A 15,332-nucleotide genomic window follows, 5' to 3' on the forward strand; every position below is an offset into this window, starting at 1 on the left:
AGGGAGTATATTTGAGCGTCCATCACATACTTTTGCTATTAATTATCGGGTACATTGTTTTTTCTATAGACAAGAAGCAAGAGTACTTTCCTGTCCCAACGGTATTAGTGCTAATAGGTATTACGCTGTCACCAATCAGTTATTTCGCGAACATATCAATAACAAAAGATCTTATATTTCATGTTTTCTTACCGGCACTTCTATTTATATCAGCTTATCAATTCCCAACAATGGCTTGGAAGAAGTATAAGTATATTATTGGAGGATTAGGAACGATAGGTCTGCTCTTAACAATAGCTATATTTGGTGGTTTTGTTTATTTAATTGGAAATTTATTTATTCAAATATCCATTATAGCTGCGTTACTGATTGCTGCTATTTTATCACCAACAGATCCTGTATCGGTTATAGCGATATTAAAGAAATCGTCTAGTGATCGGAACACGGCTGACATTGTGGAAGGGGAATCGTTGCTTAATGATGGGACAAGCATTGTAGTATTTGGTGTGCTTCTAAGTATGTTAACGCAAGGGACAACCTTTTCACTTAGTGGTTTCGTTAGTGAATTCTTACTTGTATCCTTAGGTGGTGTTGCGATTGGTATTGCATTCGGTTGGCTTATGAGCAAGGCAGTGCATTATACCGACCATCGTCAATATCAGGTGATGTTAAGTATCATTGTAGCTTATGGTAGCTTTTACTTAGGAGAATTAATGGACGTGTCAGGTGTACTTTCAACTGTTACAGCGGGAATGATGCTATCCTATGAATTTGGAAAAAATATAAAAGAGGATCATTTTCGAGATCAACTGGATGGGTTTTGGGGAATTATTGAGCCAACAATCTTATCTATCATATTTCTACTTATAGGGATTCAATCAGCAAGGTACCTCGTTTTTTCAGAATGGCAGCTTGCTATTCTTCTATTTTTAGGATCGCTAATCGTACGATTTTTGGTAATTACAGCCATGACCCAATTTCATTCTACATGGAAAACGTACATGTCTCTAAGGGAATGTGCAGTAATAGCTTGGACCGGTATTAAAGGAACAATGTCAGTGGCACTAGTGTTAGGATTCGAAGCAGCTACTGATAAAAGTAGTGAATTCATATCCATCATTTTTGTTGTCATTTTACTATCATTAGTAATCCAAAGTGCAAGCGTATATCCATTAGTCAAAAGATTAAAAGGCTCATAAAAAGGTTTGGAAGCATATTATCTTCCAAACCTTTATTTTATACAAACATCCAGTTATATTCCAATGGGTTCAAAGGCCTTTAGGTCCTACTCTTATGGTACTAACAATCAGTGGGCGATAAACAAATCATAACTGATTGAAGTTTCACTTTATCTATTCTTCCAAAGGACTCATCTTTACTATTCATTCGATAATTTTAATACATCTAATAACTTAAAGAATAGGCCAAGGAATATGGCTACTATTGTAGCAAGCCCCATACCAGTTAGGGCTACTGAACCGATTTGAACTGTAGCACCACTAATACCGATGACAAGGACGACACATGTTAGAATCAAATTCTGTGAGTGGTTATAGTCCACATTTGCTTCTACTAACATACGAATACCACTAGCTGCGATAATTCCAAATAGAAGTAAGGAAATCCCTCCCATAACTGCGGTTGGAATAGATGATATCAATGCAGCCAACTTTCCAACAAATGAAAGAATAATGGCTATAACGGAAGCTATTCCAATAATCCAGGTGGAATATACCTTTGTTATTGCTAGTACGCCAATGTTTTCACCATATGTCGTATTCGGTGTTGATCCAAAAAAGCTAGAGATGATCGTAGATATACCGTTACCAGCTAACGAGCGGTCTAATCCAGGTTCTTTCATCAAATCTTTTTTGACAATATTACCTGTTACGAATAGATGTCCAATATGTTCAGGTACAAGTACTAAAGCTGCTGGCAAAATTACTAGTATGGCAGACCAATCAAATTTCATGTGATAAATTTCTGGCATCGAGAACCATTTTGCCTCTTTAATAGCAGTTAAATCAACCAATCCAAAGAAATATGCAATAATATAGCCTGCAATAATTCCAATCAAAATAGGAATGATTTTTAAGAAGCCGCGCATTGTTACCCAACAAATTATTGTAATTGCAAGTGTCAAAAGTGAGACTACGGCTGTACTAGTGTCCATCGTCCAAGAAGCACCTGCGTCTTGGGGTGCGATCCATCCCGCCATCTCTGCAGCTGTTGGTACAAGTTCTAAACCGATAACAGCGACAATTGCTCCCATAGCGGCAGGTGGAAAAATTATATCAATCCAACTTGTTCCAATAAATTTAACAATTAATGCAATGATGGATAAAACAACACCTACTGCAAGGAATCCACCTAATACATAGCTATATCCGGTTCCGCCTCCGTAATTCTCTAATACGGCAAAAACTGGTGATATAAACGCAAAACTTGATCCTAAATATGCAGGTATTTTTCCTTTTGTAATAAATAAGTAAATTAGCGTTCCAATACCATTCATTAATAAAATGGTTGCAGGGTTAACACCGAATAAAATTGGAACTAATACAGTAGATCCAAACATTGCAAATAAGTGCTGTATACTAAGTGGTAAGCTTTTTAAAATGGGTAAACGTTCGTCTACTTGAATCTCTTTATATTGTGCCATGTTTCTTCCCCCTTTAAGAATTGGCCCAACAGTTACCGTGGGTGATTAAAAAAAGAAAAAAGCACCGAGCCGTGTGTGGCAGGGTGCTTCTATAAAATGAGGTAGAACACGAAGTTCCTCCTGATTTTATTGAACAGAATTCCATCTGTTACACCTTGGCAGCCTCACGGGACTGAATTAAAGGTAACCGTATGAACTTATCTTAGATATTATCCCAATTTAAAGTGTTTCTGTCAATTCTTTTTTTATCATGTCAAAAAAACAAAAGACAGAGCATTTGCTTATAACCACTTCTGTAACTCTACTTTTAAAATTTTACCACTTGGGGTTTTGGGTAATTCATCTACAAAGGTAATCGATTGCGGATATGAAGTTCCATTGGTGCTATCTTTGCAAAAGTTAATGATATCTTGCTTCGTACTATCTGATTTGTTGTCAAGCACAATAAAGGCGTGAGCAATTTCTCCTAGTTCTTTATGCGGTAATGGGATGATAGCGGTCTCGGCAATGTGTGGGTGTTTCATTAAGATTTGCTCCAAGTTAGCAGTAGAAATGGTGCCCTGCTGATTTGGAATGTCTTTAAACGGTTCTTTCACATGAATATGACCTTGCTCATCTATAAATCCTTTATCACCTGTGAAAATCCAGCCATTTTTCATCATGTTTCGATTTTCGGCATGTTGCAAAGTTCCTTGCCCCTTTACGATAATGTCACCAATTTCAATTCCGTTATGCGCTACTTCCTCTCCCGAACTGTTTACGACGCGTATCTTTGTTTGACCCATGAAGATCCCACCTCAGTTCCAATTATCTAATAGTATACTTTATATTAAATTATATCACATTTACCTGTAAGCGTTTTACTTTTTGTGACTAAAAATATTTAGTTTGCTCGAAAATTGAGAATAATTGTAAAATGATTAGGATGATTGGAAGAAAGATTCAAACGTTTACCATGTGATAACGTAGAAAAACACGATAAGTATATATTCTAGTTGTACTTCTACTGATTATTAGCCTAAATATAAAAATTTTGATATGATTATTATATTGTTAAAATAGGTATAAGCGATTCTAAATAGTAATAATAACATTTTTGAGTTAATATGAAAGAGCGCTTTTCCTGTGAATTTTGTTAGTAAAATATAGGAAGGTGGAAGTTTTATGAGTTTAAACAAACCAAAAATAGTAGTTCTGGGCGCAGGCTATGCTGGATTGACAACAACAAAGCGTCTCTTACAAAAGCTATCACCGGAACAAGCAGAGATTGTACTAGTTAACAAACATAATTATCATTATGAATCTACTTGGTTACATGAGGTAGCTGCTGGAACAATTAATCCAAATCAAGCTCGTGTGATGATTAGTGATGTCATTAACCCAAATAAAGTAAGACTAGTTTATGATTCTGTTGTGAAAATCAACAAAGACGAGCAACGCGTTGTGTTGGAGAATAGTGAAATTGAATATGACTACTTAGTTGTTGGGCTTGGTTTTGAATCAAATGATTTTGGAATTAAAGGGATGGCAGAGCATGCTTTTGCTATTGAAGATATTGATTCCAGTCGTCTTATTAGTGAACACATAGAATATCAATTTGCTAAATATAACAACGAAGAGAACGTTGAGGATGAGAGCTTGCATATCCTTGTTGGTGGTGCAGGATTCACAGGCATTGAGTTTGTGGGCGAATTAGCTGATAGGGTGCCTGAGCTATGTAAAAAATATGACATAGATCGTAACAGAGTTAAAATTATAAATGTAGAAGCAGCTCCTTCTATCTTGCCAATGTTTGATAAAGAGTTAGTTGCATATGCCAAAAAATCCCTTGAAGATCGTGGTGTCGAGATTAAAATTGGTGCTGCCATTTCTGAATGTACAGAGGAAGGGTTTATTGTTGGAGACGATAAAGAGCTAATCAAAGCAGGTACTGTTGTGTGGACAGGTGGAGTGAAAGGTAGCTCTGTGTTAGGGAATTCAGGCTTTGAATTAACAAAAGGAAAAGTTAACGTTGACGCCGACTTACGTATGAAAGGTGAAGAGAATATTTTTGTTATTGGTGACTGTTCATGGGTTTGGAATAAAGAAGCAGATCGCCCGTATCCTCCTACTGGACAATTAGCAATGCAAGAAGCGGATGTTGTTGCTGCTAATCTAGCTGCACTTCTTACAAACCAACCTTTAACTGACTTTGTTTTTCATGACAAAGGTACGGTAGCTTCTCTAGGTATTTCTGATGGAATCGGAAATATATTTAATGATTACAAACTTCAGGGGAAAGCAGCAGCAGCAATGAAAAAAGTGGTAGATAACCGTTCTTTATTCCTTATGGGGGGAACAAAATTAGTTCTTAAAAAAGGTAAATTCCGTCCATTCTAAGACACTCATTTTATTAAAAAATAGCTACATCAAATGAGGAGGTATTTGGGAAATGAAAAATAAAACATTATGCGGATTATTTTTGGTCATAGCATCATTGGTTGGCTACAGACTTTTAAGTGATTATATGGAAGATTCGAGAGATTTTAGGTAAATGGTTGACCATCCAGGCGTTTATTTCGCTCGGATGGTTTTTTTTGAAAGTTAAGAAAGTATAAAATCAGTGCAATGACTGCGTTAAGCCAAGTAGTTATTTTGAAATGTTTGATGTCTATTGGCAATGCTCCGACTAATTACTTCGCTTTCCGCGGGCACGGCCTTAACTAACTTTGCAAAGAAGAACACGTTGCAAAGTGGATTTTCGGCTCGCGCTAATCCCGCAGGAGTCTACGTAATTAGTCTCCGCTATGAGAAGGTGCAACAATTCTTGTCATAAGTAATAGGTTGACTTTTTTTACAATGGGTAAAGTGAAAATCGCTATCCGTGAGTATAAAAGCAGCTGTGTTACTTCATGCTAGCGTTGTAGAGCCTGATAATAGCGAAGGCCGGCCACTTCAACTCCTGTGGGAAATGTTTGACCTGAAGATCCACTTTTTTTGAGCGGGTTTTGCTAAAAAAAGTTAGCTGAAGGACAAACCCCACGGAAAGGGAAGTGGGCAGCCGAGTGGTGGTCAAGCAAGCAGTAGCTATTATTCCATAATAGCTACTAGAGGAAGCGTAAATCTGAGCATGTAGTGATAAGGACTGAGCGAATTTTGCTCAGTTTTTCTAATCATTTGTAATTTTATCGAATGACATGATTATGACTTTCTCATACTAAAGGGAGGAGGTCATGTCATGAGAGCATTGTTACTTTGTATCAGTTTCATCGTTATTTGGACAAATACTGTTTTTGCTACTGAAATAGCTGAACATAAAGCGATACGTTTAGAAAAAGTAGAAGTGGATCAATATGCACTTAATCAGATTGATCCTCTATTTATTGATGAAAATAAATTGCATCAATTGGTTGATGACTTAAAGAAAAAAATCTATAAAGCACCAAAAAATGCGACCATAGCAAAGAGTGGTAACATTATTTTAGAAAAACCTGGTATAACAATTGATGAAGATCAATTTTACATTCAATTTAAAAAAACGTTTTATGACGATAAAGCAGACGGATTCCATATTCCTGTAGAGAAAGTGTATCCAAGAGTGGATAAAGCCCTATTAGAAAATATACGTACAAAGGAATTGGGGAATTATGTTACCTTTTATAAAAAGGGTAATGAAGAAAGGTCACATAATATTGCTCTAGCAGCTGAGGCAATAGATAATCACGTTGTATTTCCTGGAGAGATGTTTTCATTTAATAAAGTCGTAGGTGAACGTACCAAAAGTAGAGGATATAAACGTGCCCCTGTTATAGTAAAAGGTGAATTATCAGAAGATATTGGTGGAGGAATATGTCAAGTTTCATCAACACTGTTCAATGCGGTCGATTTAAAAGGTATTCAAATCGTTGAAAGATATGCACACAGTCGAAGCGTTCCCTATGTTCCCCCAGGTAGAGATGCAACGGTTAGTTGGTGGGGACCAGATTTCTCTTTCAAGAATATGTACAATGAACCGGTATTGATTCGAGCTCATGCTAGTAATGGAAAAATGTTAGTACGTATAACTTCATCAGATACAGTAGAGAATTTTACAGGTAGTTAGTGTGATGAATAGCAAAAGAAATGATCTCCAAGATTTTAGCTAGATCATGCCTTTCAAAACACCTTGACATACCTGGAAGCATCATATATGATTAGAACGAAATTGATAATCATTATCATTTACTAAACCAAGTCTACATAGATGATTTAGAGGAGTGATCTAGTTGAAGAAGCTTGCAATTATCTTATTGCTATTTTTGATAAGTTTGCTAGTTGCGTGTAATGATTCTTCTAATAAGGAGCAAGAAGAAAAAAACGGAGATTCTACATCTGACCCGCAAACAATTACAATTGAAGATGGTTTAGGTGAACAAACCCTTAAAGAAACACCTAAAAATATTGTTGTACTTGAATGGTCCTATGCTGAAGACCTAGTGGCATTAGGTATACAGCCAGCAGGTGTGGCTGATTTGGACGGATTTCATCAATGGGTTAATATCGATGAAAAATTCGATGATAGTGTAGTCGATGTTGGGACACGTCAGGAGCCGAATCTCGAAGCGATTTCCAGATTAAATCCGGATCTAATAATCGGTGTTAAATTTAGACATGAACAAATTTTAGATAGTTTAAAAGAGATTGCACCAGTAGTTACGTTTGCACCATATAGTGAAGAAGCTGTACAGGATCATTATCAAAACATGATTAACGAATTTCAGACCGTCGCTAAAATTGTTAATAAAGAAAAAGAAGCCGAGCAAGTAATATCAAATCTTGAAAGCTTTACGGAGGAGCAAAAGCAACGTATAACAGAAGCGGGCATTGATGGTTCATCTTATATTGCAACTCAAGCATTTACTGCACAAAACACACCGACAATGAGACTATTCACGGACAATTCCATTGTTGCAAATGTAATGGAGAATTTAGGATTTACGAATGCTTATCAATCAGATAATATAGAAACATATGGTTATAGCGAAGTGACAGTAGAAGCATTACAGAATTATCAAGATGAAGAGAATCTTCAATTCCTATATATTGTTCAAGAAGAGGATAATATTTTTGAGAATCAGCTTAAAGGAAATCCAGTATGGGAAGATTTAAGCTTTGTAAAAGCAGGTAATACACATGCACTTCCTGGAAATACATGGACTTTTGGTGGTGTTCTTTCTACTCAAGTACTAACAGAACAGTTAGTCAATGCGATGGTAAAAGAGTGATAGCATGAATACATCTTTTAAAAATACGATGAGAGCGGTTCTTACCTTTGGAGGAGGAGCCGCACTTTTATGTATCCTAACGTTCTTACATATTAATCAAGGTAGTGTATCGATTCCTTTACATACAGTGATAGAAGCTATTTTTTCTCCTCAGGATATTTTAGAACATCATACCGTTCGTTATCTCCGGCTACCACGTGCAGCTATGGGAGTTATTGCTGGAGGAGCCTTAGCTGTTGCTGGGGTTGTTTTACAAACAGTAACGAAGAATCCTTTAGCATCCGCCAGCACTTTAGGTATACACTCTGGAACATATTTTTCAGTCGTTGTGGCAACTGTCTTTTTACCTGGTGCTTTGTTTGGGGGAGGTATGATCGTTGCCTTTATCGGTGGTATAATTACCTTTTTAATTGTTTATGTCTTATCCGGAGGGAATAGTGCAACACCTGTACGAATGGTATTGGCTGGCATGATCGTTACCTTTTTATTTTCTTCTCTAACAAGTGTATTGCAATTGTTTTATGAAAATGAAACAGCCGGCTTATTTCTATGGGGATCAGGGACGTTGGTTCAAAATGGTTGGGACGGGGTTCAATTTTCATTGCCCATTATAATAGTTGGTTTATTAGGAATTGCACTAGTTAGTATGAGATTAGATACGCTTTCCTTAGGAGATGACGTGGCAACCTCATTAGGGCAAAAGGTAGTGACAGTGAAGTTTATTTCCATTTTAGCAGCCGTTTTATTAACGTCAGTAACTGTAAGCGTAGTTGGGCCGATTGGATTCGTTGGTTTAATCGCGCCACATATCGTTAAATTGATTGGTTATCGTAGGCATATCCCATTATTCATTGCCTCATTTATTTGGGGTGGGAATGTCTTGCTGGCGGCAGATGTCGTGGCCCGTGTAATCGATCCATCGTTTTCAGAACTCCCTGTGGGGGCTATAACAGCTTTAATAGGTGCACCGTGGTTAATTTATTTAGTATTTCGTATGAAACAAACAAACTACAGTGGTGATTCAACTTCTATTATTCCAGGGAAGTCTACTATTGGTATTTCCATGAAGATTTTACTACCTGTGTTAATCGGGTTGATCACTTTAGGTATCCTAGTTAGTTTAGCTTCTGGAAATTATGGTATTGAACCAATTGTATCATTCCAGGCTTTATTTGCTGGGGAAAATGAATTCATGAAAAATTTAATTCTTGATTTACGATTGCCACGTGCTTTGGTGGCTTTAGCTAGTGGAATGGTATTAGCAGTTAGTGGATTAATTTTTCAAGGTGTTCTCAGAAATCCGTTAGCTGATCCGTCTGTAATTGGAATAACTTCTGGAGCGGGTGTAGGTGCTCTATTGACGATGTATGTCTTTGGTGTATCAGCAATATGGATACCTGTGGGAGCTATGATTGGTTCTTTAGTATTCTTTATTTTCGTAATGTTATTTGCAATCCGTGCTCAATTCCAACCGACGATCTTAGCTTTATTAGGTATTGGTATTTCAGCTTTTGGTTCGGCAATTATTCAAATTCTTGTCGTTCGAGCAGAATTAGGTGTGGCAGGTGCATTGACGTGGTTATCAGGATCAACCTATGCGAAGGGTTGGGTAGAGTTATTTCGTTATCTTATTTGGCCAATCGTCTTATTATTCCCGCTGCTTCTAGTGCGAATCCGTTTGTTAGACACCCTAGCACTTGGGGATGAAACAGCAAAAGGATTGGGTCTTGGAGTGACGTCATCCCGATTTCAATTAGCGTTAATCGCTACTATTTTAGCTGCTTGCAGTGTTGCAGCAACTGGTACAATTGGTTTTGTTGGGCTAATTGCTCCTCATTTTGCGAGGTTGTTAGTAGGTCCTTCTAATACACGATTGTTACCAGTTACCATGCTTATAGGAGGACTTTTACTTGTCATTGCAGATTTATTAAGCAGGACGTTGTTAGCTCCAAATGAGATTCCTTCAGGCATTTTGGTGGCAATTATCGGCGCACCATATTTCTTATGGCTTATGAAGAAAAGAGCTTCTTAAAAAAAAGATCTATACTTCTTGTTGAAGCAGGAGCTTGTAAAGAAATCCCTTTGTTTCTTTACAAGCCTTTTTTTATAGTCTAAGAAATTATAAAATTAGCCCATATGGATATATGAGCGTGTAGAGCTGCGTCAAGCGCAAGCGCCCATAAACGATGCGACTTCACAGATAGCCCTAAGCTAAGTTATCATCGGCTCGCAAGCTCACCGTAATTCCTTTATCTTCGTTGACTCGCTCCAGTCGCTTGCACTTTTGTTCTGCCAATGTCGGGCTAAAATCACTCGCTTCCTATCGAAAAAAGTCCAAATCTCCTTAACAAATTAATGTAGTGAATATATTCTGCATAAAAAATGGCTGTCGAGACATTTTAACGACAGCCATTGTACTTTCTTGTTGAAGGTACTGCTTCAGACTACTATGCTTGCTTATGTGCTTCTATCTCAAAGTGAATTTTTACATCTTCACCAACTAGGACGCCACCTGTTTCTAATGCTGCGTTCCATGTTAGACCAAAATCCTTACGATTAATGGTAGTTTCTCCGCTAAAGCCCGCAACAATATTACCACTCATTGGATCTTTACTTTGACCTTCCATAACAACATTTAGCGTTACTGGTTTTTTCGTTCCACGAATCGCTAAATCACCTGTAATTTCATAATTATTTCCAGACTTTTTATGGATGTCGGTTGCAACAAATGTCATATTTGGGTGGTTTTCAACATCGAAAAAGTCAGCTGAACGTAAGTGATCGTCACGATCCTTATTACGCGTATCAATACTACCTACATCAATGGTAACTTCCAGCTTAGAACCTGTTAAATCATCCACATCAGCTTCAAATACCGCATTAAAATTATTAAATGAACCTTTTGCCTTTGAAATCATCATATGTTTTACTGAAAAACCAATCTCACTATGAACAGTGTCTATATTCCAAACAGTTTTACCCATGTAAATCCCTCCAATTATTAAATTTATCACTTTAATTACTTTATGTAACTTAGTATAAAATAATAAATTAATGTTGTCAAGTAACAATTTTAGAACCTATTTCAGTACTGGTTTTCCCTAATAGATAAAGATAAAACACGATGTAGACTATAGCGTGATTTACTCTAAAGCCGTTCCAAATAAAGGAATAAATGAAAATACTAATAGTAGGTAGATATGTTAAAAAATCTTAATGGATGAAAAACTTCCATCGTTGGAGGGGGGATTAAAATGGATAAAGGGACAATAGCTAGAACCATCGCACTCGTAATTGCCTTAACAAATCAATTTTTAGTTATTTTTGGAAGGTCGCCATTACCAATAGATAGTGAACTGCTTGAGAACACAGTATCAGCAATTTTTACAATCGTTACCTCATTAATAGCGTGGTTTAAGAATAATTACGTTACAAGTATAGGGATGAAGCAAAAGCAGCTAATTAAGGAAAATGGGCTAACATCAGCAAGTAAAAGAAAAAAGAAAAGTTAAGTTAATGTAGCAGTGGGAATATCCTTCCCACTGTATTACATGAGATTATTAGAACAATTGTTTTTCTAATGAAAATATTCTTATTTTTGTTATAATATGTAGTTAGGGTGATTAATTTAATTTTAAATAGAGGGGCGATTTAATGGAACAGACGTTACATCCTACATGGGATCTAGACGTGATTTTTCCCGGAGGTAGTGACTCAAAAGCATTTCATACATATTTACAATCCACACAGGAAGAAATGAAAAACCTTTTTAACACGGTATCTTACTTTTCTCCTAAGAAACGAGACGGAGATAAAGAAACATTAGTGTTACTTATTAAACAATTGGAAGCAACGATGAAGAAAGTACGAGAAGCATTTGCTTTTATAAGCTGTTTAAGTGCACAGAATCTTAAAGACGAGAAAGCAAATTTATTAGTCAGTAGACGCCATGAAATAAAAGCCGAAATGGATACGATTCAAACGACATTTGAACAAAAACTAGTCGACATTCCTGACATAGTATGGGACCAACTTGTAAAAAGTGAGGATTTAGTTGATGTAGCATATGTGTTAGAAGAATTTAGAAATCATGCAAACGAACAATTGGTGCGAGATCAAGAGGTTCTTATCAATGATCTGGCAATTGATGGATATCACGCTTGGGGACAAATGTACGATGTGATTATAGGAAATATGAGTGTAGATATGGTAGAGGATGGGGAAACGAAAAGCTATTCTATTGGGCAGGCTACAAATAAACTAACACACCCAAACCGTTCATATCGTAAGCAAGTGTTTCAACAGCTAGATAAAGCTTGGAAGAATAACGCTAGTTTATTTGGTCAAACATTAAACCACCTAGCTGGCTTTCGTTTACAAACATATAAGCATAGAAATTGGAATGAAGTTTTGCAAGAACCATTGGCTTTGAACCGTATGAGAAAAGAAACATTAGATGCGATGTGGACTGCAATAAAAAAATATAAGCATCCCTTTGTAGAGTATCTTATGAACAAGGCCAAACTACTTGGACTTAACAAACTAAGTATTTATGATGTTGGAGCACCAGTAAACAAAGTGGTTAAGACTTCGTCGTTTGAAGAAGGAGCTGACTTTATTGTCGAACATTTTACTCAGTTTAGTCCCCAAATGGCTGATTTTGCGAAAATGGCCTTTGAAAATAGGTGGATTGAGGCTGAGGATCGTCCAAATAAGCGTCCGGGAGGATTTTGTACAAGTTTCCCTGATAGTAAGCAAACACGCATTTTTATGACTTATTCAGGTACTTCATCTAATATTGCAACGTTAGCTCATGAGTTAGGGCATGCTTATCATCAACATGTAATGAATGATGTAAATGGACTTAATCAACGGTATGCAATGAATGTTGCTGAAACAGCGTCAACATTTGCTGAAATGGTTGTTGCAGATGCGTCGGTAAAAAGCGCACGTTCGATTGCGGAAAAGAAAAGTTTATTAGAGGATAAGATTCAGCGGAGCATTGCTTTTTTTATGAATATACATTCCCGTTTTATCTTTGAAAGGCGTTTTTATGAAGAAAGGAAACAAGGATTAGTGCCAGTGAAAAGATTAAACGATTTGATGATAGAAGCACAGAAAGAGGCATATTGTGATGCATTATCGGAGTATGATCCTAATTTTTGGGCATCTAAATTACATTTTCACATAACAAGGGTGCCATTTTACAATTTCCCTTATACATTTGGTTATCTTTTCAGTCTAGGTATCTATGCAAAAGCACAAGAAAACGAAGATAGTTTTGAAGATGCATATATTTCGCTTTTAAGGGATACTGGTCGCATGAACGTAGAGGATCTTGCTAAAAAACATTTGGATACAGATTTAACTAAGCCTGAATTCTGGGAAGCTGCTATTCAATTATGTGTCAATGATGTTGACGAATATCTTTCGTTGTAACGCTGTTGTGTTTTTACGATATGTCATGTACAATACTTGTAGTAAATAGGCAGTGAAAAGTAGTTTCTTATTTATTCCACATGTAACTGATAGTAAGAACCCCACTTCAAGGAATAAAGTGAAACCATTATTGGTAAGTGGGGGAATCGACTGCCGGTAAATGTCTGATTAGTTTATCTCTCAATCAGAGGTATAAACAAAAACCCCCACTGATTGAAGTTTCACTAAACAGTAAGACAAAAGAAGCAAATATAAGTTAGAAGCCTACAGGGGGAGCCAATTGGCTGAGAGTGAACATAACTGTTCTTACCCTTTGAACCTGTTAGTTAGTACTAGCGTAGGGATGGTGGCTTTTTTGATGGACAGAAAAGTAATGTGAGCAGATTCCCCATCAGGAAGTCTTCCCCTTGGCATTGCTTTTTTTGTATGGATAAGTTACTTAACTGCATAAAAAAGGGGAGGAGAAAGATATGAGGCGCACATTATTTTTAGTAGAAGTAGCCATTTTTGCAGCTTTTGCATTTTTATTGGATTTTATACCATTTTTATCATTTAAGGTTTGGGCTCAAGGTGGCTCCATATCCTTTGCGATGATACCGATTTTTATTGTCGCATTTCGCTGGGGGGTCAAGGGCGGTTTATTAGCTGGATTGCTGTTGGGAGGATTACAATTATTATTTGGGCCAACAGTCTTCGTACCCCTACAAGGGTTCTTAGATTATATTGTTGCGTTTACCGTATTAGGTTTTGCAGGAATTTTTGCAAAACCTGTCCAAGCAGTAGTTAAAGAAGGAAAAACGAAAACAAGCCTATATTATATTGCTGTAGGCGTGTTTTTAGGATCAGCTTTACGCTTTTTAGCCCATTTCACTGGAGGGATTGTATTCTTTGGTGAATTTGCGCCAGAAGGTCAGCCTGTATGGTTATACTCGTTGCTATATAACGGATCGTACATGTTACCTGGCTTTATATTAAGTACGGTTCTTGTGTTCTTTTTATTTCAAAAACAACCACGTACACTATTACGTATGTCCGCTTAATCTAGGAGTTTTCCTCATAATAAATATACGAAGATTAGTGGGTAGTTATTGACTCGAGGATTTTGCCCACTATTTTCTATTTAGTAGTTTAGAGTTATAGTGAGAGGTGAAATCAAGCTTAATCAATTGCGGCAATTATTATCGAGACTGATAAAATGATTATTCAGAGTAAGAAATATTTTGTTTTTTCCCAAGCTCTTTATTATCTTTATTTCATAACAAAAGCGCATTAGAAACGTAGCGACTGGAGCTAGTCAGCTCGTAGGGCGGGCGATTGTGAAGTCACATCGTTTCTGGGCGCTGGAGCTGGACGCGGCTCAACACGCCCCTATTTATCCAAATGGGTAAATTTTATATTTTCTTCCTAGACTATGAGAAAAGCTGCTTCACCCAATTAGAATTGGTGAAACAGCATTGATAACTTGCCTATCATAAGCAAGTTATCTTTTTCTTACTGACAGATTAAAACGTTTAATTATGAAAAACTACTGTATAGTAGAGATTTATGCTTTTATTGTAAATACCTATTAACTTCCTCATGGTTAGTTACAATCAAGAGTACTTTTCCTTCATCCATATCTTCCTCATAGTTTTCAGCTTCTGCTTGAGAGAATCCTATTTCGGTTAATTTCGTTCTTAGTTCATCACCTTGTGTACTAAAAAGATTACCAACGGCATGTCCAATATCCATTTCCCTTATTCCTATGGTATTCGCATCCGCACCATCAGCTATTCGGTTTGTTCGATCATCATCATGGGATAAAACATACACATCTTCTTTATGAATACCTTTATCCTTTAGTATTTGAATAGCTTCCTTTAATTGCTGATCATTTGTATATTCTTTTATAAATGGTTTCATTAAAATTACCTCCTTATCAATCTTTCATTATTATCATACCCAACGCTAGAAGAACTAAACATGTACGAATTGCATAGGCTATAGCA

12 protein-coding genes and 1 riboswitch are annotated in these 15,332 nt (G+C 36.7%); of the genes, 8 read left to right on the plus strand and 4 right to left on the minus strand.

The features are described from left to right. The first annotated feature begins 11 nt into the window (after positions 1–11). Entirely contained in the window at positions 12–1,199 is a 1,188-nt protein-coding gene (locus tag D9782_RS13535; protein WP_026679625.1) for a cation:proton antiporter, read from the plus strand. A gap of 179 nt (positions 1,200–1,378) precedes the next feature. On the opposite strand, the gene uraA is transcribed toward D9782_RS13535, so the two are convergent. Further along, on the minus strand, positions 1,379–2,662 hold the full coding sequence (gene uraA / locus D9782_RS13540; RefSeq protein ID WP_026679624.1) for a uracil permease: 1,284 nt from the start codon (positions 2,660–2,662) through the stop codon (positions 1,379–1,381). 281 nt (positions 2,663–2,943) lie between these two features. After that, entirely contained in the window at positions 2,944–3,447 is a 504-nt protein-coding gene (locus D9782_RS13545) for an AMP-binding enzyme (RefSeq protein ID WP_026679623.1), read from the minus strand. Positions 3,448–3,826: 379 nt separating this feature from the next. Here D9782_RS13545 and D9782_RS13550 point away from each other — a divergent pair, with 379 nt between their 5' ends. The 4 genes from D9782_RS13550 to D9782_RS13565 all read left to right on the plus strand — a co-directional run bounded on the left by D9782_RS13550 (position 3,827) and on the right by D9782_RS13565 (position 9,937). After that, positions 3,827–5,041: an NAD(P)/FAD-dependent oxidoreductase gene (locus D9782_RS13550; RefSeq protein ID WP_026679622.1), complete on the plus strand. Its 1,215-nt coding sequence runs from the start codon at positions 3,827–3,829 to the stop codon at positions 5,039–5,041. Between the two features lie 838 nt (positions 5,042–5,879). Beyond that, positions 5,880–6,743: a VanW family protein gene (locus D9782_RS13555; RefSeq protein WP_026680702.1), complete on the plus strand. Its 864-nt coding sequence runs from the start codon at positions 5,880–5,882 to the stop codon at positions 6,741–6,743. A gap of 163 nt (positions 6,744–6,906) precedes the next feature. Next, the gene (locus D9782_RS13560; RefSeq protein WP_121605012.1) at positions 6,907–7,905 is read left to right on the plus strand and encodes an ABC transporter substrate-binding protein; all 999 of its coding nucleotides are present in this window, start codon (positions 6,907–6,909) and stop codon (positions 7,903–7,905) included. Positions 7,906–7,909: 4 nt separating this feature from the next. After that, positions 7,910–9,937: an iron ABC transporter permease gene (locus D9782_RS13565; RefSeq protein WP_121605013.1), complete on the plus strand. Its 2,028-nt coding sequence runs from the start codon at positions 7,910–7,912 to the stop codon at positions 9,935–9,937. A 415-nt stretch (positions 9,938–10,352) separates the two neighbouring features. On the opposite strand, the gene D9782_RS13570 is transcribed toward D9782_RS13565, so the two are convergent. Further along, the gene (locus tag D9782_RS13570) at positions 10,353–10,889 is read right to left on the minus strand and encodes a YceI family protein (RefSeq protein WP_121605014.1); all 537 of its coding nucleotides are present in this window, start codon (positions 10,887–10,889) and stop codon (positions 10,353–10,355) included. 270 nt (positions 10,890–11,159) lie between these two features. Between D9782_RS13570 and D9782_RS13575 the strand changes: the two genes are divergently transcribed. From D9782_RS13575 to thiT, 3 genes are all read left to right on the plus strand, one after another. Continuing rightward, positions 11,160–11,417: a phage holin gene (locus tag D9782_RS13575; RefSeq protein WP_121605015.1), complete on the plus strand. Its 258-nt coding sequence runs from the start codon at positions 11,160–11,162 to the stop codon at positions 11,415–11,417. Positions 11,418–11,559: 142 nt separating this feature from the next. Further along, positions 11,560–13,344 carry a M3 family oligoendopeptidase gene (locus tag D9782_RS13580; protein ID WP_121605016.1) on the plus strand — a complete coding sequence of 595 codons (1,785 nt, stop codon included), beginning with the start codon at positions 11,560–11,562 and terminating at the stop codon, positions 13,342–13,344. Positions 13,345–13,603: 259 nt separating this feature from the next. After that, positions 13,604–13,706: riboswitch (TPP riboswitch) on the plus strand. A 108-nt stretch (positions 13,707–13,814) separates the two neighbouring features. Further along, on the plus strand, positions 13,815–14,384 hold the full coding sequence (gene thiT, locus D9782_RS13585; protein ID WP_121605017.1) for an energy-coupled thiamine transporter ThiT: 570 nt from the start codon (positions 13,815–13,817) through the stop codon (positions 14,382–14,384). A gap of 511 nt (positions 14,385–14,895) precedes the next feature. Here the strand turns inward: thiT and D9782_RS13590 are convergent. Then, positions 14,896–15,246, minus strand: coding sequence for a YflT domain-containing protein (locus D9782_RS13590; RefSeq protein ID WP_026680709.1), 351 nt, complete (start codon positions 15,244–15,246; stop codon positions 14,896–14,898). Positions 15,247–15,332: the final 86 nt, after the last annotated feature.

This window comes from Virgibacillus sp. Bac332 (assembly GCF_003667785.1).
Lineage (GTDB): Bacteria > Bacillota > Bacilli > Bacillales > Amphibacillaceae > Virgibacillus > Virgibacillus salarius.